The sequence below is a fragment of the Hymenobacter saemangeumensis genome, assembly GCF_039541835.1.
Lineage (GTDB): Bacteria > Bacteroidota > Bacteroidia > Cytophagales > Hymenobacteraceae > Hymenobacter > Hymenobacter saemangeumensis.
This window is the reverse complement of the sequence record NZ_BAABGZ010000013.1, coordinates 182,424-202,587: the sequence shown is the minus strand read 5'-3', so window position 1 is coordinate 202,587 and position 20,164 is coordinate 182,424. Positions and strand designations below refer to the sequence as shown.

The 20,164-nt window shown below is 60.3% G+C and carries 19 protein-coding genes; 3 read left to right on the top strand and 16 right to left on the bottom strand.

What is annotated here, in order from left to right; genetic code table 11:
• Positions 1-46: 46 nt before the first annotated feature.
• From ABD919_RS05255 to pdhA, 11 genes are all read right to left on the bottom strand, one after another.
• Positions 47-1,867, bottom strand: a complete 1,821-nt coding sequence (locus tag ABD919_RS05255) for a tetratricopeptide repeat protein (RefSeq protein WP_345234468.1) — start codon at positions 1,865-1,867, stop codon at positions 47-49.
• A gap of 231 nt (positions 1,868-2,098) precedes the next feature.
• Positions 2,099-4,225 carry a peptidylprolyl isomerase gene (locus ABD919_RS05250; protein WP_345234466.1) on the bottom strand — a complete coding sequence of 709 codons (2,127 nt, stop codon included), beginning with the start codon at positions 4,223-4,225 and terminating at the stop codon, positions 2,099-2,101.
• Between the two features lie 235 nt (positions 4,226-4,460).
• Positions 4,461-4,727 carry a hypothetical protein gene (locus ABD919_RS05245; RefSeq protein ID WP_345234465.1) on the bottom strand — a complete coding sequence of 89 codons (267 nt, stop codon included), beginning with the start codon at positions 4,725-4,727 and terminating at the stop codon, positions 4,461-4,463.
• 117 nt (positions 4,728-4,844) lie between these two features.
• Entirely contained in the window at positions 4,845-5,420 is a 576-nt protein-coding gene (gene lptC / locus ABD919_RS05240; protein WP_345234464.1) for an LPS export ABC transporter periplasmic protein LptC, read from the bottom strand.
• Between the two features lie 4 nt (positions 5,421-5,424).
• The gene (gene bamG, locus ABD919_RS05235) at positions 5,425-6,741 is read right to left on the bottom strand and encodes a BamG family beta-barrel-assembly machinery protein (RefSeq protein WP_345234462.1); all 1,317 of its coding nucleotides are present in this window, start codon (positions 6,739-6,741) and stop codon (positions 5,425-5,427) included.
• On the bottom strand, positions 6,728-7,468 hold the full coding sequence (locus ABD919_RS05230; RefSeq protein WP_345234460.1) for a type III pantothenate kinase: 741 nt from the start codon (positions 7,466-7,468) through the stop codon (positions 6,728-6,730). The genes bamG and ABD919_RS05230 overlap by 14 nt, the downstream gene beginning before the upstream one ends.
• An 86-nt stretch (positions 7,469-7,554) precedes the next feature.
• A complete protein-coding gene (locus ABD919_RS05225) occupies positions 7,555-9,330 on the bottom strand; it encodes a pseudouridine synthase (protein WP_345234458.1) in 1,776 nt (591 codons plus the stop codon).
• Positions 9,331-9,608: 278 nt separating this feature from the next.
• Positions 9,609-9,992, bottom strand: coding sequence for a TraR/DksA family transcriptional regulator (locus ABD919_RS05220; RefSeq protein WP_345234457.1), 384 nt, complete (start codon positions 9,990-9,992; stop codon positions 9,609-9,611).
• Between the two features lie 184 nt (positions 9,993-10,176).
• Positions 10,177-10,653: a 6,7-dimethyl-8-ribityllumazine synthase gene (gene ribH, locus ABD919_RS05215; protein WP_345234455.1), complete on the bottom strand. Its 477-nt coding sequence runs from the start codon at positions 10,651-10,653 to the stop codon at positions 10,177-10,179.
• A 119-nt stretch (positions 10,654-10,772) separates the two neighbouring features.
• Positions 10,773-11,549 carry a tetratricopeptide repeat protein gene (locus tag ABD919_RS05210; RefSeq protein WP_345234453.1) on the bottom strand — a complete coding sequence of 259 codons (777 nt, stop codon included), beginning with the start codon at positions 11,547-11,549 and terminating at the stop codon, positions 10,773-10,775.
• Between the two features lie 106 nt (positions 11,550-11,655).
• The gene (pdhA, locus tag ABD919_RS05205) at positions 11,656-12,819 is read right to left on the bottom strand and encodes a pyruvate dehydrogenase (acetyl-transferring) E1 component subunit alpha (protein ID WP_345234451.1); all 1,164 of its coding nucleotides are present in this window, start codon (positions 12,817-12,819) and stop codon (positions 11,656-11,658) included.
• 66 nt (positions 12,820-12,885) lie between these two features.
• On the opposite strand from pdhA, the gene recF reads away from it, so the two are divergent.
• Both recF and ABD919_RS05195 read left to right on the top strand, forming a co-directional pair.
• Positions 12,886-13,998: a DNA replication/repair protein RecF gene (gene recF / locus ABD919_RS05200; protein ID WP_345234449.1), complete on the top strand. Its 1,113-nt coding sequence runs from the start codon at positions 12,886-12,888 to the stop codon at positions 13,996-13,998.
• Positions 13,999-14,123: 125 nt separating this feature from the next.
• Positions 14,124-14,441: a DciA family protein gene (locus tag ABD919_RS05195; protein ID WP_345234447.1), complete on the top strand. Its 318-nt coding sequence runs from the start codon at positions 14,124-14,126 to the stop codon at positions 14,439-14,441.
• 509 nt (positions 14,442-14,950) lie between these two features.
• Here the strand turns inward: ABD919_RS05195 and ABD919_RS05190 are convergent.
• Together ABD919_RS05190 and ABD919_RS05185 are read right to left on the bottom strand one after the other, a co-directional pair.
• Positions 14,951-15,337, bottom strand: coding sequence for a helix-turn-helix domain-containing protein (locus ABD919_RS05190; RefSeq protein ID WP_345234445.1), 387 nt, complete (start codon positions 15,335-15,337; stop codon positions 14,951-14,953).
• A gap of 312 nt (positions 15,338-15,649) precedes the next feature.
• Entirely contained in the window at positions 15,650-16,507 is an 858-nt protein-coding gene (locus ABD919_RS05185) for a glycerophosphodiester phosphodiesterase family protein (RefSeq protein WP_345234443.1), read from the bottom strand.
• A gap of 603 nt (positions 16,508-17,110) precedes the next feature.
• Between ABD919_RS05185 and ABD919_RS05180 the strand changes: the two genes are divergently transcribed.
• Positions 17,111-17,731, top strand: a complete 621-nt coding sequence (locus ABD919_RS05180; protein ID WP_345234441.1) for a hypothetical protein — start codon at positions 17,111-17,113, stop codon at positions 17,729-17,731.
• A gap of 78 nt (positions 17,732-17,809) precedes the next feature.
• Here ABD919_RS05180 and ABD919_RS05175 read toward each other — a convergent pair whose 3' ends face one another.
• The 3 genes from ABD919_RS05175 to ABD919_RS05165 form a co-directional block, all read right to left on the bottom strand.
• The gene (locus tag ABD919_RS05175; RefSeq protein WP_345234439.1) at positions 17,810-18,085 is read right to left on the bottom strand and encodes a PLD nuclease N-terminal domain-containing protein; all 276 of its coding nucleotides are present in this window, start codon (positions 18,083-18,085) and stop codon (positions 17,810-17,812) included.
• Between the two features lie 94 nt (positions 18,086-18,179).
• Positions 18,180-18,836, bottom strand: a complete 657-nt coding sequence (locus tag ABD919_RS05170; RefSeq protein WP_345234437.1) for a rhomboid family intramembrane serine protease — start codon at positions 18,834-18,836, stop codon at positions 18,180-18,182.
• Between the two features lie 191 nt (positions 18,837-19,027).
• On the bottom strand, positions 19,028-19,999 hold the full coding sequence (locus ABD919_RS05165) for a polyprenyl synthetase family protein (protein ID WP_345234436.1): 972 nt from the start codon (positions 19,997-19,999) through the stop codon (positions 19,028-19,030).
• Positions 20,000-20,164: the final 165 nt, after the last annotated feature.

The following is a 20,164-nucleotide window of genomic DNA, read 5'->3' as shown; positions in this document are numbered from 1 at the left end:
ATTCGTGGCACCACTACCAGCAGGCTTCGCGGAATAAAATTTCGCACTACTGCACGCCGTCGCCGCGCAGCTTGCGGAAGCGCTTGCGGGCTTCGGCCACGTAGATGCTGCCGGGGTACTTGGTCAGCACCTGGTTGTAGAGCTCCTGGGCTTTGGCTTTGTCCTTCACGTCTTCCTCCTGAATGCGGGCCAGCAGGAACAGGGCATCATCGCTGAGCACGTCGTACTTGGGGTTGAGGGTGATGCGCTCCAGGGTGGCGATGGCACCGGCGTGGTCGCCCATGCGGCGCTGCAGCTGGGCCTTGAGGTAGTAGCTGTCGTCGGACAGGGAGTGGCCGGGAAACTTCAGCAGCAGGGCATCGAGGCCGGTGATGGCTTCCTTAATCTTGTTCTGAAACACGAGCTGCTCCACGGCGGCAAAAGCCTTCAGGCCCAGGCCCAGGGTGTCTTCCACGGTGTTGTCCTGAATCAGCAGCGAGAGCTGCATGGCGTCGTTGCTGATTTCGCGGGTCGTGGCTTCCTTCAGAATGTCGAGGTGGCTCTGGGCCAGCTTGAAGTCGCCGGCGAAGTAGCTCAGGCGGGCGTTGCGCAGCTTGGCCTCGTAGCCCAGCGGGGCTTCCTTGTGCGACTTCTCCACCTGCGAGTACAGCAGCGTAGCCTCCCAGGGCTCGGCTTTCAGCAGGTACAGGTCGCCGAGGGTGATTTTGGCTTCGTCCACCACCTCGGCGCTGGCGCGGGGCATGGCCGTCACTTCTTCCAGCAGGCTCATGGCCTTGGGCTTGTCGTCGAGCTGAAAGGCGTAGAGGTTGGCCAGGTTGCGCAGCACCGGCGCCGTGTCGGGCGTGCGGCCCAGCTCGGCCAGCAGCTGCTCGTACTCCCCTACCAGGGCCCGCACCTTGGCCAGGTCCACGGGGTAGGTGTCGCGCACCTGGGCCTCGCGGGTCTGCAGGCGGCGCTGCCGGGCGGTGTTGTAGTAGGGGCCGCCGCGGTATTCCTTCATCACGTACTCGTAGCCCTCAATGGCGCTTTCGTAGTCTTTGTTCTGCTGGGCAATGGCGGCCAGGTCCATTACCCGGCTGCCCTGGCTGCGGCCGCGCCGGTCCAGGGCCCGGGCCTGAATCAGGGCGCCGGCGAAGTCGCGGCGCTGCACCTGCAGCCAGAGCAGCAGCTCGCTGTAGGCGGCCTGCTCGGGGTGCTGCTGGGTGGCGGCAATCAGCAGCTTCTCCAGGGCATCGAAGTCCTTTTCTTCCTGGAGCGCGTTCTGCAGCATGTTGCGCACAAAGGGCAGCTGCTTCTCATCCTGCTGCACCAGGCGCAGGGTTTCGGCCAGCAGCTTTTCCTGGTTCTGGGTCTGGGTGTAATGCTGAATCAGCTGGGGCGCATATTCGGTGTCGTTTTTGGCCAGCTCGCGGCCGCGCAGATAGGTGCGCTCCGTCCAGGCCGGCAGCTCGCGCCGGCTGAACTCGCTGGCCACGGCCTGCACCTGGGCCGGGGTAAGCTGACTCAGGAGCCTGGCCCACTGCTTTTCAGCGGCGGGCAGGTCGCCGGCGGCCTGGTACACGCCGCCCAGCGTTACGCCGTAGCCGCCCTCCTCGGGGTGCTGGCGAACGGCCTTTTTCGCCAGCTTTTCGGCTTCCTTATAGCGCTTCAGGGCCTGCAGCGAGGCTATGTAGTCCGGAAACACCACGGGGGCCGTCTGCTCATCGTTTTTGAGGCGCCCAAACAGGAACACGGCCTTTTCGTGCTCGCCGCGCCGGGCGTAGTCCCGGGCCAGGGTAGCGCCCTCCACCGGCACCCATTGCTTGGGAGCCTGGGCCTGGGCAGGAAGGGTGAAGGATAGGGCAGCGAGAAGCAATAACTGACGCATAAGACGCTTATTCAATTGGCAATAGATAGAACGCTGCAATGGCGGGGCTTTGTTCAATAGCCCTGGTCCAGTAGCGAAGCAGGCTCGTTCGACGTAGGCTCCCGCAGAAGACGCAGAGGCTTGCGCCGAGGACGCAGCGCGCGAAAGCCCAAACAAAAATCAGCTGCAGAAATCCACAAAAAAAGGGCCGCCCCCGAAGGTACGGCCCTTTTCTAGCTCGGTGCTTCTGGCTTAGAAGAATTTCGAGCGGTTGTCTTTCACGTTGGCGTGGGCTTTCACGGCCTCGTAAATCTTGCCGTCCTGCTGGCCGCTGCGCTGCTGGGTGAGCTGCTGGCGCACGGCTTTCAGGTCCACGGCGGCGTTGTCGGCCGGCACGATGGCCGTGGGCTCAATCACGAGAACGCCCTGCTCACCCTGGATGAGGCCCGACTTCTGGCCCGGCTTCAAGGCAAAGGCTTTGCCTACGGCCAGCGGCTCGAAGCCGATGTTGGGGATGCTGCCCTGGCCCAGCACGATGTTCTCGGCCGTGCCCACGATGGCCGTGGGGCCGTACTTGGCTGCCATTTCCTCCAGCGTGCCACCCTTGGGCAGCTTGGCCATGATTTGCTTGGCTTTCTCCTCGTTGCGCACCTGGGCACTCAGCTCCTGCTTGAGGCTGGCCACGTTGGCCGTGCCCTTGGTACGCTCCTCGGTGAGGGCGGCAATGACGTACTGGTCGCCCATCTCATACACTTCCGAGATGTCGCCAATCTTGGTCTCGCCGCCGTTGGGGTTCACCCCGTAGGCCCAGCGCACCAGGTCGCGGGCGTTCTGCAGGTTGTTTACGCTGCGGGCCGTGCGGTCGATGTTTTTGGCTTCCTGCTTCTGCAAGGTCTTGTCTTTGGTGGTGAGGGCGCGGAAGCTTTCCAGGCTGGTGGCGTCGCCCTTCAGCTGCTGGGCGCGGGCATACGCTGCTTCGCGGGTGGCGTCGCTGGGCGTAATGCTCTTCTTCACCTCGGCCACCTGGTAGGTCTGGTTGGTTTTGGGGGCCGTGATTTTGATGATGTGGTAGCCAAACGAGGTTTCCACCAGGTTGGGCAGTACGCCGGCCGAGCTGGCGCCGAACACGGCTTTCTCGAACTCGGGCACCATGCGGCCCTGGCCAAACCAGCCGAGGTCGCCACCCTGGTCCTTGGTGCCGTCGGTTCCAAACTGCCGGGCCATGGCCGCGAAGTCAGCCCCGCCCTTGATTTTGTTCAGCAGGTCCTGAGCTTTGGCCTTGGCAGCAGCCTTGGCTTCCGGCGTGGTGCCTTCGGGCTTGATGAGGATGTGGCTGGCGCGGGCTGCGCTCTGGGTGCCGGCCTTGGTGCCGGTTACTTTGTAGAGCGAGTAGGTGCCGCCTTCGGCAAAGGGGCCATACACGCGGCCGGCCGACAGGGGCAGCTGCTTGCGCAGCTCCTCGGGCAGGTCGGCGGGGCTGCGGAAGGCCCCGTTGTAGGGCTGGTCGGAGTTGAGCTTCACAAACAGCGAGTCCACGGGGGCCGAGGCAAACTGCGTAGCCAGGGTGCCCATGGTTTCGCGCACGGCGGCGCTGTCTTCCTGCGAGGCTACTACCGGGATGGAGATGTACTCGATGGAGCGGCCGTCTTCTACCTTGTACTTGCCCTTGTTGTTGTTGAGGTAAGCCTGCAGCTGGTCGTCGGTCACTTTCACGGCCGAGTCCGAAATCGTGCTGTAGGGCACGAACAGGTAGCGCAGGTTGAGCTTGGTGTTCTGGTTTTCGTTGTAGCGCTTGGCTTCGGCCGTGGTCACGTACACCGAGTTTTTCAGCAGGGCGTTGTACTTGTTGCCAAGACGCTCGAAGGGCAGGTTGGCTTCGAAGTTCTGCCAGGCCGCCTGGTTTTCGGGGGGCAGCTTGTCGAGGTTTTTCAGGTACTCAATGAGGCGGGCTTTGTCGAACTGACCGGTGGTCTTGTCGGTAAAAGCCTGCTTGAGGCCGGGGTTGATGTTCTCACCCTGCACCATGTCCACCAGCTCTTCGTCCGATACGGTCAGGCCCAGCTTGTCCCACTCTTTCTGGAAGGCCACCCGGAACATGGTCTGGTTCCAGGCCTGGTCGCGCAGGTAGCCCATGGTCTGCTCGTCGGGCTGGCGCTGCTGCTGAGCCACGAAAGCCTGCTTGGCTTGCTCCAGTGCGGCGTTGTAGGTGGGCAGGTCGATTTTCTCGCCCGCAACCTCGCCAACTACCTGGTCGTCGCCCCGGAACAGGTTGTTCTTGCCGCCAATCAGGTCGCCGCCCACGATAAACAGCAGCATACCGATGGCCACGGTACCTACCGCCCAGCCAGATTTTTCTCGAATCGTGTTAATTAAAGCCATCTATTAGGAAAAGAGTTGTCAATTGTTCGTGGTCAGTTGCCAGGGCCCGGGTGTCGCCTTCATCAGAAAGGTCTGAGAATCGACAATGAACCGCTGACAACCAGTCTATCTGGTCAAATGAGGCGCAAAATAACCAGAATTTAGCGGGTAATCAAAGTATTGGCGCCGTTTAAATGACTGATACACCTGCTAAAGCCCGGCTGGCAGCGAAATTTCGTTGGCAAAGCCCAGGGGCTTAGCGCCGCTTTTTCGACTGGCCAGCTGCTTTGCCGGGCTTGGCAGCAGCCTTGGCGGCTTTGGCCTTCTGCTCTTCAATTTTAGCCGCCAGCATCTCCTGCTGCCGCCAGTACAGCAGGGGCATCCAGCAGGTCATGGCCACCATGAAAAGCCAGTAGTTGCGGGCGATGTCGTTGTAGAAGATGGTCTGGTAGATGCCAATCACAACGGCCACCACGCCCACCGAAAACGGCACCGTGCGAAGCAGGGATTTGTCGAAAGTCATAATTCTGAATTGATGGGCTTGTTGGTAGTTGTCAGTTGCTAGTTGTCAGTTGTCAGTATCGTTCTACTGGCAGCTTCAGTAGAACGATACTGACAACGAACAACTGACAACTGACAACTAGAATCCCCCATTGCCTTTATCCGGCGGGGCAAAGCTGCCGGTGGGGTGTGCCAGCCGGTAGTAGGAAAAGTCCTGGTTAGCGGTAAAGCCGGTGCCGGTCAGCATCTCGAAGGGCGTGATAACCCGCACCTGCATTTCCGGCTTGGTATAAATTTTCTGCTTGGTTTTGTCGAAGAACAGCTCTTCGGTAAACATTTTCTGCTGCTTGGGCTCGTTCACCACGCGTACGTCGCCACGCATGATGTAGAGGCTGGTGGCTTTTTCCACCTTGCCGTATTTGGCGGTGAGCGTGTTCACTACCGTCTTGCCGTCGCGGTCATAAAACGTTACGACCATGCCCTTGGGGTAGAGCACGTCGCCGTTTTCGAATTGCTGCTCCAGCGGAGCCGTTAGCTTCAGCTTCAGCCGCGCCGAGTCGCTGAACAAGGTCAGCACGTTGGTGGTCTCCATCAGGGGGCCGGTATAAACCAGCTTGGGTCCCGTGCCGCTTTTCTTATCGCAGCTGGCCAGCAGCAATACCGCTGCCACCACTCCCATGCCTGACCTTGCCTTGCCCATACCGCTGCCAGCCACCTGATTATTGCAAGCGCCGCTTGATAAACCAGCGGTTGTTCAGCGTCACCCCCAGCTGCCCTTTGATGTAGGTTTCCTGCACGTTGCTGCTCCCGCTGCTCAGCCGGTCGGTGTTGCCGCGGATGCCATACGTAAAGGCCAGGCTGAGCGTGGTGGCCTCCAGCGGTGAGCCGGTAGGCAGGGGAAAGCCAAAGCCCCAGCTTACTGCGCGGTCGTACAGGGTTTGCCCGCCGGGGCGGTAGGGCAGCTGGGCCATGCTGATGCCGGCCCGGTAGCTTACCCGCCGGAAGTAATGCTCTACCGAGCCCGGGTCGGGCACTATCTCCGTGCCCAGGCCGGCGCGGAAGGTGTTGTCCAAGGCAAAATCACGGGCTCCAAAGCTTTGAAACTTCGACCACTCCTGCCGGGCCACATCCAGGCTGACACTCACGTTGCGGCCATTGTCGATGCTCAGGCCGGCCTGCCACAGCGACGGCAGCACGCTGCTGCCGGGGCCATTCACCGTTTCGATGGGCTGCCCCAGAATGGCGCCGTTTATATCCTGCCGCTCCTGGGTGGTGCGGCGGTCGCCGCGCAGATTTGTACCAAAAGAGTACACCCCGGCCGCATTCACGAACAGCTTTTCGTTGACCTTTTGGCGATAATGCGCCGCCGCCCGAAATGCGAAATCGGAGTAGCGCGTGTGGTCGCGCTCTACCACCTTGGTGCTCGTGCTGCCGCTGCCGGTCTGAATGGCCGTGCCCGTGGTTTCGTCAACGGTGCCAAAGATGTAGGACGCCGTGCCCCCAATGGCCAGGCTTTTGGTCAGCTGTATGCCCTGGGCAAAGTAGGCCTCCGACACGCCGCCAGTACCCTGGTACTGCTTCAGCACCTGGGCACCATCGGTGGCTCCTACCACCGCCTGCACCACGTTCGACTCGTAGTCGACGGCACTCAGGGGCTTCAGGCCAACCACGGCACCCCATTTTGTGCTCAGCGGCACGGCCAGGGCCATATACCCCAGGGTAGCACTGCCGGTCCGGTTCTGGGAAGAAGCGTTTTTCACGGTCTTATACTGCCCCGTATAGCCGGCTTCAAAACTCGTACGGCTGGTGAAGTACAGCATTGCCGGGTTCAACTCGTTCACATTCGTCGAGTTGGGGGCAGCCAGGCCAACGCCGCCCATGCCCATTTGGCGCACGCCGCCGGTGTTGGCATTGAACTCGCCCAGGCCCAAACGCGAGTAGGGTGAGTTGCCCAGGCCCTGGGCCTGCACGCCGCCTGCCAGCAGGCTGGAAACCGCCAGCAGCAGCACGCCTTTCACTTCCTTATTCTTCAACATTATACGCTAAAATCCGATTTAGCCCAAGCAGCACAAGCTCGGGAACGACAAAGATACGAGCCGACAGCCGGGGAGCCAGAAACCCGGCGTCGCCGCCGGTCAGCAGCACGCCCAGGCCGGGCTGCTGCCGGCGGTAGCTGGCCAGCAGGCCTTGGATTTCGGCCACGGCGCCGTTAACCACCCCGCTCAGCATGGCTCCCTGAGTGGAGTCGCCGGTAAGGGAAACCGTTGCATGGGGCGCCGGCAGCTCCAGCATCGGCAGGCGGCCCGTGAAATGATGCAGGGCCTTCAGCCGCAGCTGCAGGCCGGGCGCAATGCTGCCGCCGCGAAAGGTGCCGTCGGCGCTTACCAGGTCCAGCTTCAGGGCCGTGCCCGCATCCACGATAACCGTTGCCCGCCCCGGCCGCAGGTACCAGGCCCCTACCGCAGCGGCCAGCCGGTCGGCTCCCAGCGTGTGGGGCGTGGCGTAGGCATTTTGCAGCGGCAGGGCCGTGGTAGCTGGGTTAAAGGCCAGGATTCGGCCCGGCACCAGGGCCTGCAGCTCCTGCACCGTGAGTGCCGCCTCCTGCGCAACCGACGACACCACGACGTGCCTGGGCTGCCAATGCCTCACCAGGTCTACTACCTCGGCACCCGACAGCCCCGCTGCCATCTTCCGCAGGTGCGGGCCATCGAAGCAGCCGGCTTTTACGGCTGTATTCCCAATATCCAGGGCCAGGGTATGCATGCTTGCATTGATAAAGGCGAAAAGACGAATGAGGAATGAATACCTGCTGTGGCAGCTTTCATTCCTCATTCGTCTTTTTTCGCTCCCTACATGAAGTACTTCAGGCGAATTACCTCCTGCTCGGTCAGGAAGCGCCACTTGCCGCGGGGCAGGTCTTTCTTCGTGATGCCGGCGTACTGCACCCGGTCCAGGGCCACTACTTCGTAGCCCAGGTGCTCGAAGATGCGGCGCACAATGCGGTTGCGGCCAATGTGAATCTCAATGCCCACGAAGTGCGGGTTACCGGCCACTACGGCTACGTCGTCCACAACCGCCTTGCCGTCTTCCAGCTCCAGGCCCTCAGCAATCTGACGCAGGTGGTCTTCCGTGAGGGGCTTGCTGAGCTCCACCTGGTAGATTTTCTTGTTCATATGCGAAGGGTGCGACAGCTTCTGCGCCACTTCCCCATCGTTGGTGAACAGCAGCAGGCCGGTGGTGTTGCGGTCGAGGCGGCCCACCGGGAAGATGCGCTCCTTGGAAGCACCCGCCACCAGGTCCATCACCGTGCGGCGCCCTTCCGGGTCTTCGGTGGTGGTGATGAAGTCCTTGGGCTTGTTCAGCAGCACGTACACCAGCTTCTCACGGTTGAGGTTGGTTTTGCCGTACTGCACGGTGTCGGTGGGCTGCACTTTGTAGCCCATCTCGGTCACCACTTCGCCATTTACCCGGATTTCCCCGGCGGCAATCAGCGCGTCGGCTTCCCGGCGCGAGCAGATGCCCGCGTTGGCAATGTAGCGGTTCAGGCGCAGCTCGTCGCCGCCAAAATCGGCATCTTCCCGGCGGCGCTTGTTGCCGCGGGTTTTGTCGTTTTCGTAGTGCTTGAGGTTTTTGTAGTCGGGCGCCTCACCGGGTACCTCGCCGTAGCGGGGCTTGTCGGCGCGGTTGCTTTGCACCGGCGCTTTGTCGCGGGTGCCGCTGCCGTAGGCGGTGCCGGAGCGGCGCACGCTGCGCTCCTGGGCTTTCATGGCCTCCCGGCGCTCGGCAAAGCTGCCGGGAGCCGGCCGCTCGCGAGAGGTACGGCCGGTAGGCCGGTCCTCGCGGCTGCGGGGGTTGAAGCTTTCGCGCTTGCCAAAGGCCCCCGGCGTAAACTTGTGGCCGAAGGCCTCACGGTCTTCCTGGTCATCGCGGTTGAATCCACGACGCTCTTCGCGCGGCTGGGGCGGCTCGGCCGAGAACGGGCGTGCCGGGCGGATGGGCCGGCCGGGGCCGGTTTCGTCGCGGCGCTGGTAGTCGTTGGCCTCGCGGGGCGTGCTGCGGCCAAAGCCGTCGCCACCGCGGCTGCCAGTGCTTTCGTTGCGCTCGTTGGGGTTCTGCTTTTGAAACTTGCGGTTGCGCTCGCCCGGGTTGCCGCGCGGCACGGCCTTCTCGCCCTCGCGGCGGTACGGCTGGCCGGGCCAGTTTTCCTTGGGCTGGTACTCGCGGATGGGGCGCTCGTCGCGGGGCTCGAAGCTGCGACGCTCCGGCTGGCTGGTGCTACGGCCGTAGCTGGTACCCGTGCGCTGCTCCTTGCCTGGGCGGGGCCGGTCGTCGCGCCGCTCGTACGGGCGCTCAAACGAGCGGCCACCGCCTTGTTCACGGCCAGCGTAGCCGTCGGGGCGGGGGCCGCTAAAGCTGCGTTTCTCTCCCTGGCTTCCAAACTTCTTCCCGCCGCCATAGGGCCCGCTGGGCCGGCCGAAGGCGCCGTTGGTAGCCGGGCGTCCGGCTTCGGGCCGGGAGCCCGAGTAGCTGCCCCGGTCATTGTCGCGCCCAAAGCTGCCGGGGCCACCGGCGTTGCGACCGCCGCGACGGTCCGATTTATTATCTGAGAAATGCTTCTTGCCCATGGGGAGAGATGTTGCGTGCCGTATCGCTACGGTACTGGTGTTGGTTCTTGCTTGTTAAACTAGTAAGGGTGCGGCTGATGTAGCCAGTCCAGCTTGCGCCGAGAAAGTGATGGAGGCCTGCAAGCTAGCCGGCGATACAGCCCGGAGTGCTGGCCTCCTGTTTACACGCCGGCAGCCACTTTGGTTCTCGGCAGCCCGAAGAAACCAAAAGCCCGAACCCACCAGCCGGCTACCAAGGTGCCAGCCCGCAGGTTCGGGCTCCGAATCAGCCAGGGCGACTAGTCGCGACGAGCCATCTTGGCTTCGATGGAGTGCTGGGTGTGGGGCACGGCCCGCAGGCGCTCCTTGGGAATGAGCTTGCCCGTGCCGATGCACACGCCGTAGGTGCCGTTTTTGATGCGCACCTGAGCGTTTTCCAGCTGCTGGATAAACTTCATCTGGCGCGAGGCCAGCTGGTTCATGCTTTCCTTCTCGGCCGTATCGGCGCCATCTTCCAGCACCTTAGCCGACGAGGCAGTGGTGTCGGTACCCGACTCGCCGCTGCGGTTCAAGGTTTCTTTGATGAACGCCAGCTCCTTGCGGGCCGCCGCCAGTTTCTCCTGAATAATCTGGTCGAACTCGTTAAGGTCCTCCCGGGAATAGCGTACGTTTTCGTCGTTCATTGGATGGTGGGATACGTTAGTTGCGTTGAAGGGCGGCCGGCTGTCTCCAAAGAGTTGGGTAGCAATTTCTTCCCTGGAGCTTGCCTGCACAAAGGCAAATCAGGCTTTATCTGACTAAATCAGCCGGCTGCATGATTTTGCGGCCACAAAGTTAAGCCTTTTGGCGCGCTTTCGCCACTCTGTCTTAAAAGCCCAGCATTTGGATGGCCGCCACCGCCGCTTCCACGCCTTTGTTGCCGTGCTTGCCGCCGGCCCGGTCCCAGGCCTGCTCCAGGGTGTTGGTGGTCACCAGCCCAAAAATAACCGGCTTGTTATACTTCAGGCCCACCTGGGTGATGCCCTGCGCCACGGCGTGGCAGATGTAGTCGTCGTGCTTGGTTTCGCCCTGAATCACGACACCCAGGCAGATGACGGCGTCCATCTCCTCGTGCTGGGCCAGCAGCTGCGCCCCCAGCGTGAGCTCGAAGCTGCCGGGCACGGTGTTGCGGTAAATGTTTTTCTCTACTGCCCCGTGCTTTATCAGGGTCTCGTAGGCTCCCTGGCTCAGCACATCGGTTATCTCGCGGTTCCACTCGGCCACTACCAGGCCAAAGCGCTTGTCGCTGATGTCAATAAAGTTGGAGGAGTCGTAGTCGCTCAGGTTTTGCAGGGCAGTTGCCATGGATTGTGGTAAAAAGCATCATCCCGAGCAAAACGAAGGACCTTACCGCAATCGAACGTCGCTCGTTCTTTCGTGATAAGGTCCTTCGCTGGGCTCGGGATGACAAGTTGGAAACGTAATTACTTGCTGCCTTCGAGGCGGGCTTTAAACTGGCGGGCTTCGCCTACTTCCTGGGCCAGCGGATACTCCTCAATGATGCGGTTGTATGCTTTCAGGGCACCTTCGCTGTCTTTGGCCAGCTCGCGGGCCGTGGCTTCCTTCAGCAGGTAGCCCGGCGAGAAATACTCGTTGGCATTGTGGTCGGCGGCCTTGGCGTAGAGGTCGGCGGCTTCCTTGGGCTTGTTCAGCTCCAGCTGGGCGTCACCCATCAGGGCGTAGGCGCGGCTTTGCACCAGGTAGTCGTTGGAGCTAAAGTCTTCGAGGTAGTCGAGGGCCTCTTTGAAGTTGCCTTGCTTGAGGGCTGCCACGCCGGCGTAGAAGTTGGCCAGATTGGCCGCCTTGGTGCCGCTGTAGTCATTGGCGATGGTGGTGAGGCCGGGGGCCTTGCCATCGCCCTTCACGGCCTGCTTCAGCGAGTCAGCTTCCCAGTAGTTTACGGCCTGGAACATGGCCGCCTGGGCTTTCGTGTCCTGCTGGTTGCGCCAGGTGTAGTAGCCGAAGCCCCCTACAATAGCCAGCACCAGCACTGCCAGTGCTCCCAGCAGCAGGTTGCGGTTCTTGCGCACAAACTCCTCCGACTCGGCCAGGCGGGCAGCCAGCGCGTCCGGGTCTTCGAGCAGCGGGTTTTCGGCCGGAAGGTTCTCGGCGGGTGCCAGCGGGTCGGCGGGAACCTGCTGAACGGTCTGTTGCCCCTGGCGGGCCTGCTGGCTTTTGCCAGTGTAGGGAATCTTAGACATTATGTTTTAGAAGCTTGAAGCGAAGGGTGGGGAGCGGGAATTCTGAGGTCGTGAAACAGGTGGACTTCTTTTTTAGGTCCCTGCTTCGTGCTCCCGGCATATGTTTTTAGTCGTGGATATAAGGATAGTCGCCCTGCACGTACACGTCCTTGTACAGCTCGTCGGGCGTGGGATAAGGCGAGCTCTCGGCAAACTCCACCGACTCCGCTACCTGGGCCTTGATGCGCTCATCAATGGCGGCCAGGTCTTCCTCGGTCGCCATCTGGTTGCTCAGGATGGTGTGGCGCACGGCCTCGATGGAGTCCTGGTTGCGGTACTCTTCCAGCTCTTCCTTGGTGCGGTACTTGGCCGGGTCGCTCATGGAGTGGCCCTTGTAGCGGTAGGTTTTGAACTCCAGCAGCGTGGGGCCTTCGCCGCTGCGGGCGCGCTCGGCGGCGCGGGCCACGGCCTCGTGCACGTCTTCCACGCGCATGGCATTCACGGGCTCCGAGGGCATGTCGTAGCTTTCGCCCAGGGTGTACAGCTCCGTCACGTTGGAGGTGCGCTGTACCGAGGTACCCATGGCGTAGCCGTTGTTTTCAATTACGAAGATGACCGGCAGCTTCCACAGCATGGCCATGTTGAAGGCCTCGTGCAGGGCGCCCTGGCGCACGGCGCCGTCGCCCATGTAGCAGATGCAGAGCTTGCCGGTTTTGTTGTACTTCTCGGCAAAGGCGATGCCGGCACCCAAAGGCACCTGCCCGCCCACGATGCCGTGGCCGCCGATGAAGTTTACGCTCTTGTCGAAGATGTGCATGGAGCCGCCCTTGCCTTTCGAGCAGCCGGTGGCTTTGGCAAACAGCTCGGCCATGATGGCATTGGGCGACGTGCCCAAGGCCAGCGGGTGGGCGTGGTCGCGGTAGGCGGTGATGTACTTGTCGCCTTCTTCCAGCGCCGACACGGCTCCGGCCACGCAGGCTTCCTGCCCGATGTAGAGGTGGCAGAAACCTTTAATCTTCTGCTGTCCGTACAGCTGCCCGGCTTTGTCCTCAAACTTGCGCATGAGCTGCATCTGCTCATACCAACGCAGGTAGGTTTCCTTGGGGAAGGTCGGGTTGGCGGTGGGGGTTGCCTTGGCACCCACCGGGGCGGCGGCCTGCGGCTGGTCGGTACCGGGCAGCACGGGGTCGGGCTGGGTCACGGTTTCTACACCGGTAGCCTGGTTTTTCTTGCCTTTGCCCTTGGATGGAGCCGGTGTATTAGAAGCAGCTTTTACTTTCGTATCCGCCATAGCACTGAATTGGATTTCGCGTTGGGAGGGCGAAATTACGTAAAACTGCTGGCAATACCGAACCTCATGACGCTCGACTCCCTTCAGTTGCTGTTTTTTAAGAATTACGACGAGGCCTCCTTGCGCCTGTCTCCCGGCATCAACTGCTTTATCGGCGACAATGGCAGTGGGAAAACCAACCTACTCGACGCCATTCACTATTTGTCGCTGACTAAGAGCGCATTCACCACTTCGGACAGTCAAAGCATTAAGCAAGGCGCTGATTTTTTTGTAGTTAAGGGAAAATTTACCTCCGAATTAGCCCCTGCCGGGGAAACTATTCAGGTTAGCCTGCGCAGCGGGCAGAAAAAGGCACTTACCCACGACAAGCAGCCCTACGAGCGCATGGCCGACCACATCGGCCGCTACCCGGCGGTGCTGATTTCTCCCTACGACACCGACCTGATTCGGCAGGGGAGCGAAGAACGTCGCAAGTACTTCGACAGCCTCATGGCCCAGCTCGACCACGAGTTCCTGGAGCTGCTCATCATGTACAACGCCTTGCTCCGGCAGCGCAACGCCGTACTCAAGCAGGCCGGCGACCGTAGCCACGGTTTCGACCGCGACTACCTGCTGGCCCTCGACGAGCAGCTGGCTCCCCTGGGGCAGCAGCTGTCCGAGCTGCGCGCCACCTTCCTGGTCGACTTTGCCCCGGTGTTCCGGCGTCATTACGAGCAGCTGGCCGATGGGCGGGAGCAGGTACTGGTAAGCTACAAAAGCCAGTTGCCGGGGGCCGACTTTGCCCAGCTGCTGCGGGCCAATGAGCGGCGCGACTTTGCCCTGCAACGCAGCACCACCGGCCCCCACCGCGACGACTTTGTGTTTCTGATGGATGAGCTGCCCGTGAAGAGCTATGCTTCCCAGGGCCAGCAGAAGTCCTTTGCCATTGCCCTTAAGCTGGCCCAGTTTGAGCTGCTCGCTTCCCGGCAGCAGCACAAGCCCCTGCTCCTGCTCGACGACATCTTCGACCGGCTCGACGACAAGCGCATTGCCCGCTTGCTGGAGCTGGTGGCCAACGACACCTTTGGCCAGGTGTTTCTTACCGATACCAACCTGCAGCGAACCGACCAAGCCCTGGCCCGCGTAAGCAGCGACATCCTGCGCTTCCGGGTGCAACAGGGCAGCGTAGCGCCGGTTTAAGCCCCGCCTCTGGCTACCTTTGCAACAGGAAAACACCTCCATTTCGCACGGGTCTTTTTCCTATTCCTGAAACCTTTGCTCCTGCCGGGCAGTTGGCCCTACGCGCATTATTTTACCGCATCTCCGTGAAAAAACCCTCCTCCCCCATTGCTTCCCGACAGGGCGATATCATACCGCTGAAGGAAGGATTGGAGGCCCTGGTAAAAGCCTACCGCCTCCGGGGCAAGCTCAATGAGGTAACAGTGGTGAGCAGCTGGGAGCGGGTAATGGGCAAGGCAGTTGCCCTCAAAACCCAGGAAGTATATGTCAACCAAGGCCGGCTTTTTGTGCGCCTCAGCTCAGCCCCGCTAAAGCACGAGCTGGTGATGGCCAAGACCCGCGTAGCCGAGCTTATCAATGCCGAGGTGGGTGAAGTGGTAGTGAAGGAAGTCATCTTTCTGTAGCCTCCTCCCCTTTCCAGCCCCCGCCCGCCTTTACCTGCTTTTTGTCCTTTCCGGCCTTCTTGTGCCTGGCTTCAATTGAAGCCGGCGAGCTTGTGCATCTTCAGCTAGCTTCGCTTTGCCCTGGGATTGTTGAGCTGGCAAGCATGTTGGAAGCTCACCACCTCTAGCTGGAGACATCCTTTATGGGCAGCTTTTTCAGCTGTGGATTATCCGGACTTTTGAAAGGCCTTGGCTTGCCTACCACTGCCTTACTTCGCCTGCTTTCCCGGAATCAGCCAGCAATTTAACCAGGGTTGCTTGTCGACGGTACCGCCTCATGTCTGGCTGCTGGGCCTACCTACGCCTCCCTTGTCAAGCTCCCCTCTGCTGTGGTGACTTACTTCCAGAGCACCTCTCTTAATTCTGAAAGCCCCCTACTTATTGCCCTTCTGAATCATTCCCGACTGCCTTGTTACAGGCATCTCGACTCACGTAAAGCGGACAAAAATGTTTCACGTGGAACATTTTTGTTACCTCGGCCCATACACTTTCAACAGTAGCTCATTGTAGGCCTCCAGCAGGGCAATGTACTTCGTCTGAAGGGCCATCAGCTGCTTAGAAAGGTCCATATCAGCAGCTTGCGGAGATGTTACACGCGGTGTTACAGGATGTGTAACAGTACTTTTTTGTACAGGTGTTACGAACGGAAGAGTGGATTGTTGTACAGTTGTAAAGTCCTGTGAAAAGTCGTGTCCGATAATATCACCGATACGCTTTACGAAATTGTAGTCAATTGTATCTTCTTTGAATTTACGATAAATAGTCGGACGTGTAATACCCATCTCCTCCACGATACGCGTGATGGAAATACCGCTGTTTTTGATGGCTTCCTGCAGGATTTCGCCCTGATGTGGCATGAATACGGTGTTACGGGTAGGGAGGACAAAGATGTATCATGTAAGCGAACAAAACAAATTTGTTCGTGAAAAAACAGTTACAATTACACTTTGTAACGCGTGTTACAAACATTCCTTTTACATCAAAGTTACAGTTACACCTTATTACAAAACGCCGTCCTGTTACGTAAAGACCAGAATACGTAAAGCACAGTTACGTAACACACAGAAAGCAGTGCAAGCAGGCAGCAGGGGCCAAAAAGAAATCCCCTCCCCTACCCCGCGGTAGAAAGAGGGAATGATGCGACAAGCACGAAGTGTACAGAAGGTGAATCAACCAGCGAGTAGCCGTAAGAGCCGGTCGGGGTAGTCGGTTGTAATACCCTCCACGCCCCAGCCCAGGACGCGCTGTAAATCCTCTGCTTCGTTTACAGTCCAGGGCACCACGCTTACTGTGGGATGCAGCGCCCGAAGCTCGGCAATGGCTGCCGGGCTGGCCAGGGTGAAGTCGGGGCCGAGCACGGCCGGCACAAAGCCCAGGCGCTGTATGGTGCGCGGCCAGGGCTCAGCAGTTTCGGTGAGCAGGCAGGTAGGCAGCGAGGGCGACAGCAGCTGCGAGAGCTGCAGGATGCGCAGGTCGAAGGAGAGCAGGGTACTGCGCGCCATTACCTGCGCGGCCTGCAGCTCGACCAGTACCAGGGGCAGGAACACGGTCGGCTCGGGCTGAAAGACGTTGTCGAACTCCGGGGCGCTTTTCACCTCCACCGAATAGGCTACCGGCGGGCGGCCCAGCTGCTGGGCGGCGGCTTCCACGCTCGCCAGCACCTCGCGCAACAAGGGCTTGTAAGCCGGCTGCGCTTGCTGCTGAGGAAAGCCCGGGTGCTGCAGCTGCCCACAGTCGTAGCGGCGAATGACGTCGTAGCTGAGCTGGTACAGGTTGTGCTGCTGCTCCTGGCCCGGGGCAATGCGCTCACCGGCCGGGGTAAGGCAGAAAGCGGCCGAAAACCAGGGCTCGTGCGAAACCACCACCTGCCCGTCGGCCGACAGCACTACGTCGAGCTCCAGGACGTCGACGCCCAGCTGCAGCGCGTGCAGAAAGGCCGGCAGGGTATTTTCGGGACGCAGGCCGCGGCAGCCGCGGTGCCCGTGCACCAAAGGGCGGGAAGGCGGAAACGTAGGATTAGATGCCATAGGAGCAGGTGAGAAGGCCCAGGTTGACTATTTGAATGAGATATACGGGGCCAGGACGCAAGGAATAGCACCAGGCCCGTTTGAGTTGCCTTAAAACAAAGGAGTGCGTGGCCCTGATGCGAAGCAATGGAGCAAAGCCGAGGCTCATGTTGCAGAATCGGCAGCGGCCTCCCTGGGAGGGGCCTTGCCAGCTTAGCAGCACTTACAAAAAAGAATAACCACTGCCCGTAAATTAACTGCTTGCTATTCCTGACCTAGAACCTGTTCAGGAAGCCATTAGAACGTCATGCTGAGCGCAGCCGAAGCATCTTGCCCGCGGCAGTAATTCCATATTGATTGGATTTACTCTCGTGGTAGAGATGCTTCGGCTGCGCTCAGCATGACGGCCTGTAGGTAAATTTTAGACTTCCTAAACAGCTGCCCAGCCTCATTACGGAGGTGGCTGGCTAAGCCTGGAATGATGGACAAACAGGGCCGGTATTCAGCGAAGGCTTATCCGCCGCTTTGTCTGAAGAGAGCTGGCAAAGCCGAACTATGGGCGAGAATGAGTGAAGCCGACAGATTAGGGTATTTTTGCCGCACATCTTTTTTGTACAAGCCCACATGAAAAAATTATTGCTTCTCGTGCTGCTGCTGGCCCTGGCTGCCGGCGGTTATTACTACTACCAAAGCTTGAAGAATGGCCCTAGTGGAGCCCTTGCTCAGGCTGCAGCTGCAGTACAGACGCACGACATGGCCACCTTCGAGAAATACGTGGATGTGACCAGCGTCACAAACAACCTCGTGAACGACATTGCCGGCCAGGGCTCGGCCATAACCTCGCTCATTCCTGGCGGGCAGCTGGCCGTGGCCGGTACCCTCAAGCTGCTCAAGCCTACCCTGGCCAAGGCGGCCCACAAGGAGGTGCAGCGCTACGTGGAAACCGGCTCCCTGCAGGCCGCTGCCGAGGCTGCGCCCAAGCGCCTGGTGAACATCTCCCTGACTGGGCTGGCTAGCAAAGTAGTGAACCCCGACAGTGAATTCAAGGGCATCAAGTACACCCGGGAGGAGGGCGACAATGCTTTTGTAGGCATCGAAGTATCGCAGCCCAAGTACGACACCACCATGGTAGTAGAGGTGAAGATGCGCCGCCGCGGCGACCACTGGCAGATGACGCAGGTAACCAATGCCGGCGAGCTGCTGAGCCAGGCCGTTCGCCTGGAAAAGCGCCGGCTGCTTAACTAAGCCGAAGCTTACGAGGCCCGAAAACGAAAAGCCCCGACCAGTAGCTGGTCGGGGCTTTTCGTTTGAATGCAAGCGGAATTACTTCCTTCCGGAGAACATGAAGTAGATAATGGAGCCAATGAAGGGAAAGAACCAGATGATAAGGCCCCAGATTATTTTCTTACCGATAGACCAGTCTTGCTTGATAAGGCTGATAACGGCCGCAATGGCAACAATCAGATAAAGAACGCCGAAGATGGTAAGCGAGCCGTCGTTGCGGCGGCCAGAGCAGGCCGTAAGGAAGAGGGCGGTGCAGGCACTCAGCAGTAGCGAAAGCGAAGGCAAACGCGTGAGAAAGGTGGGAAGGCGGTACATGATGTTGGAAAGGAGAAGGTGTGAAAGATGTCTGCTCCTTTACGCAAAATCATTTAAAATGATAATATATTTAGTATAATTCGTTGTTTTTCAGTTAGTTAAACTTGTACCCCTGCACCCCTGCCAGGAATACCGGCAGCACGTTGGGCTGCAGCAGCAGGGTAATGAGCACGCCAAACAGCGCCCCGTAGAAGTGCGCGTCGTGGTTGATATTGTCGCCACCGCGCCGGCCCTGGTAATAGGAGTAGATGAGGTAGAGGAAGCCAAAAATGAAGGCGGGAATGCCCACCGGGATAAACATCAGGTAGATTTTGCTGGTGGGGGCAAACAGCGTTCCGGCAAACAGCACGGCCGCTACCCCGCCCGAGGCCCCCAGGCTGCCGTAGTGCCGGTCGTCGCGGTGGCGGAAGTAGCTGGGTATGCTCGACACGATGATGCCGCCGAGGTAGAGCAGCAGAAAGCGCCACACGCCCCCGCTGCTGCCAAAGCCTTCGACCTCTGTCCCTGGCAGGCCAAAGCAGTAGGCCCGCAGCACCAGGCTGCCAAACGAGAAAAAGGCAATCATGTTAAAAAGCAGGTGCATCCAGTCGGCGTGCAGAAAGCCGCAGGTCAGGAAGCGGTACCACTGGCTTTGGTCGCGGGCCATGCGGTAGGGCCGCAGAATCCAGGAGTCCATCAGCTGCTGATTCGACCAGGCGTAGACGGAGATGGCGACCGTGAGGCCGATAAGAACAAGAACGGGATTGAGCACGAAGCAGAGATTTGGAGGAGGAAAGTGAAAAGTACGGAGCCAGGAAAGCTGGGCCGGCAAGCAGCTGCCGGGCAGCACACGGTGCGCGGCTTACTCAGCGGCAAACGAAATCGGGGGATGAATGCTGCAACTTTTGCCCACCCACTCAGCCGCTGCCTGCCACTGCCCTCGGGCTGCGCGCCCCGGCCAGCCTAGCTTTCGCGCTCCATCAGCTGCAGGGCCAGCTGCCGCAGCGGCTCCTTGCGCGCTGGCAGGGCCGCCACGCGCTCCAGGTGCTGCAAAGCATCCTGGAAGTAGCCGTTGATAAGAGCCTCCGTCTGGGGGCGAATATGAAGCTCGTCGTAGATGGCGCGCACGGCCTGCACCTTGGCTTCCGCATCGGGCACGGGCTGGCCGATGTGCTGGCGCAGGATGAGCTGCTGGCTGGGGCTGGCCTGGGCCTGGGCGGTGAGCAGCAGAAAGGTCTTCTTGTCGGATACGATGTCGCCCCCTACCCGCTTGCCGAAGGTGGCAGCGTCGCCGTACACGTCGAGCAGGTCGTCGCGCAGCTGAAAGGCCAGGCCAATGTCAGTGCCGAACTGCCGCAGGTGCTCGGCATCTTCCTCGGAGGCGCCGGCCACGCGGGCGCCCAGCTCCAGGCAGAAGCCCAGCAGCACGGCTGTTTTCAGACGAATCATGTCGAGGTAGCGCGGAATGCTGACCTCGGCGTCTTTCTCGAAGTTCATGTCCCACTGCTGGCCTTCGCACACCTCGGCGGCCGTCTGGCTGAAGCGGCGCAGCACGGTAGGCAGCAGGGCGGGGCTCAGGTCGAAGAACAGCTCGTAGGCCCGCACCAGCATCACGTCGCCGCTAAGGATGGCCACGTTGGCGTTCCACTTCTCGTGCACCGTGGGCTGGCCGCGCCGCAGCGGGGCCTGGTCCATGATGTCGTCGTGCAGCAGGGTGAAGTTGTGGAATACTTCGGTGGCCAGCGCGGGCTTGATGGCCGGGCCCAGGTCGTCGGTGAAAAGGTGGGCGCCGAGCAGGGTAAGCAGGGGCCGGATGCGCTTGCCGCCCAGGCCCATGATGTAGCGAATGGGTTCGTAGAGCTCGGTGGGCGACTGTCCATAGTCGAGCTTGGCGAGAGCGGCGGAAATAAGCGGGGAGAATTCAGCAGGGGTCATTTCGGGCGGCAAGGTACGGCGGGTATTCAGTGAACAGTTAGCAGTGAGCAGTGAGCAATTGTTCTGACAGGCGTAAAAAGACGTGTCATTGCGAGGAATAAGCACGAAGCAATCCGTCCTCTAGCACTCAGAAGACAATGAGAGATGATGAATAAAAAAGCCCCA

Coding starts and splice junctions, on each gene's coding strand:
- ABD919_RS05165 (WP_345234436.1), bottom strand. CDS start 19,999: ATGACCCCTGCTGAATTCTCCCCGCTTATTTCCGCCGCTCTCGCCAAG.
- ribH (WP_345234455.1), bottom strand. CDS start 10,653: ATGGCAACTGCCCTGCAAAACCTGAGCGACTACGACTCCTCCAACTTT.
- ABD919_RS05190 (WP_345234445.1), bottom strand. CDS start 15,337: ATGCCACATCAGGGCGAAATCCTGCAGGAAGCCATCAAAAACAGCGGT.
- ABD919_RS05245 (WP_345234465.1), bottom strand. CDS start 4,727: ATGACTTTCGACAAATCCCTGCTTCGCACGGTGCCGTTTTCGGTGGGC.
- ABD919_RS05210 (WP_345234453.1), bottom strand. CDS start 11,549: ATGTCTAAGATTCCCTACACTGGCAAAAGCCAGCAGGCCCGCCAGGGG.
- bamG (WP_345234462.1), bottom strand. CDS start 6,741: ATGTTGAAGAATAAGGAAGTGAAAGGCGTGCTGCTGCTGGCGGTTTCC.
- recF (WP_345234449.1), top strand. CDS start 12,886: ATGACGCTCGACTCCCTTCAGTTGCTGTTTTTTAAGAATTACGACGAG.
- ABD919_RS05225 (WP_345234458.1), bottom strand. CDS start 9,330: ATGGGCAAGAAGCATTTCTCAGATAATAAATCGGACCGTCGCGGCGGT.
- pdhA (WP_345234451.1), bottom strand. CDS start 12,819: ATGGCGGATACGAAAGTAAAAGCTGCTTCTAATACACCGGCTCCATCC.
- ABD919_RS05175 (WP_345234439.1), bottom strand. CDS start 18,085: ATGTACCGCCTTCCCACCTTTCTCACGCGTTTGCCTTCGCTTTCGCTA.
- ABD919_RS05220 (WP_345234457.1), bottom strand. CDS start 9,992: ATGAACGACGAAAACGTACGCTATTCCCGGGAGGACCTTAACGAGTTC.
- ABD919_RS05250 (WP_345234466.1), bottom strand. CDS start 4,225: ATGGCTTTAATTAACACGATTCGAGAAAAATCTGGCTGGGCGGTAGGT.
- ABD919_RS05230 (WP_345234460.1), bottom strand. CDS start 7,468: ATGCATACCCTGGCCCTGGATATTGGGAATACAGCCGTAAAAGCCGGC.
- ABD919_RS05180 (WP_345234441.1), top strand. CDS start 17,111: ATGAAAAAATTATTGCTTCTCGTGCTGCTGCTGGCCCTGGCTGCCGGC.
- ABD919_RS05255 (WP_345234468.1), bottom strand. CDS start 1,867: ATGCGTCAGTTATTGCTTCTCGCTGCCCTATCCTTCACCCTTCCTGCC.
- ABD919_RS05185 (WP_345234443.1), bottom strand. CDS start 16,507: ATGGCATCTAATCCTACGTTTCCGCCTTCCCGCCCTTTGGTGCACGGG.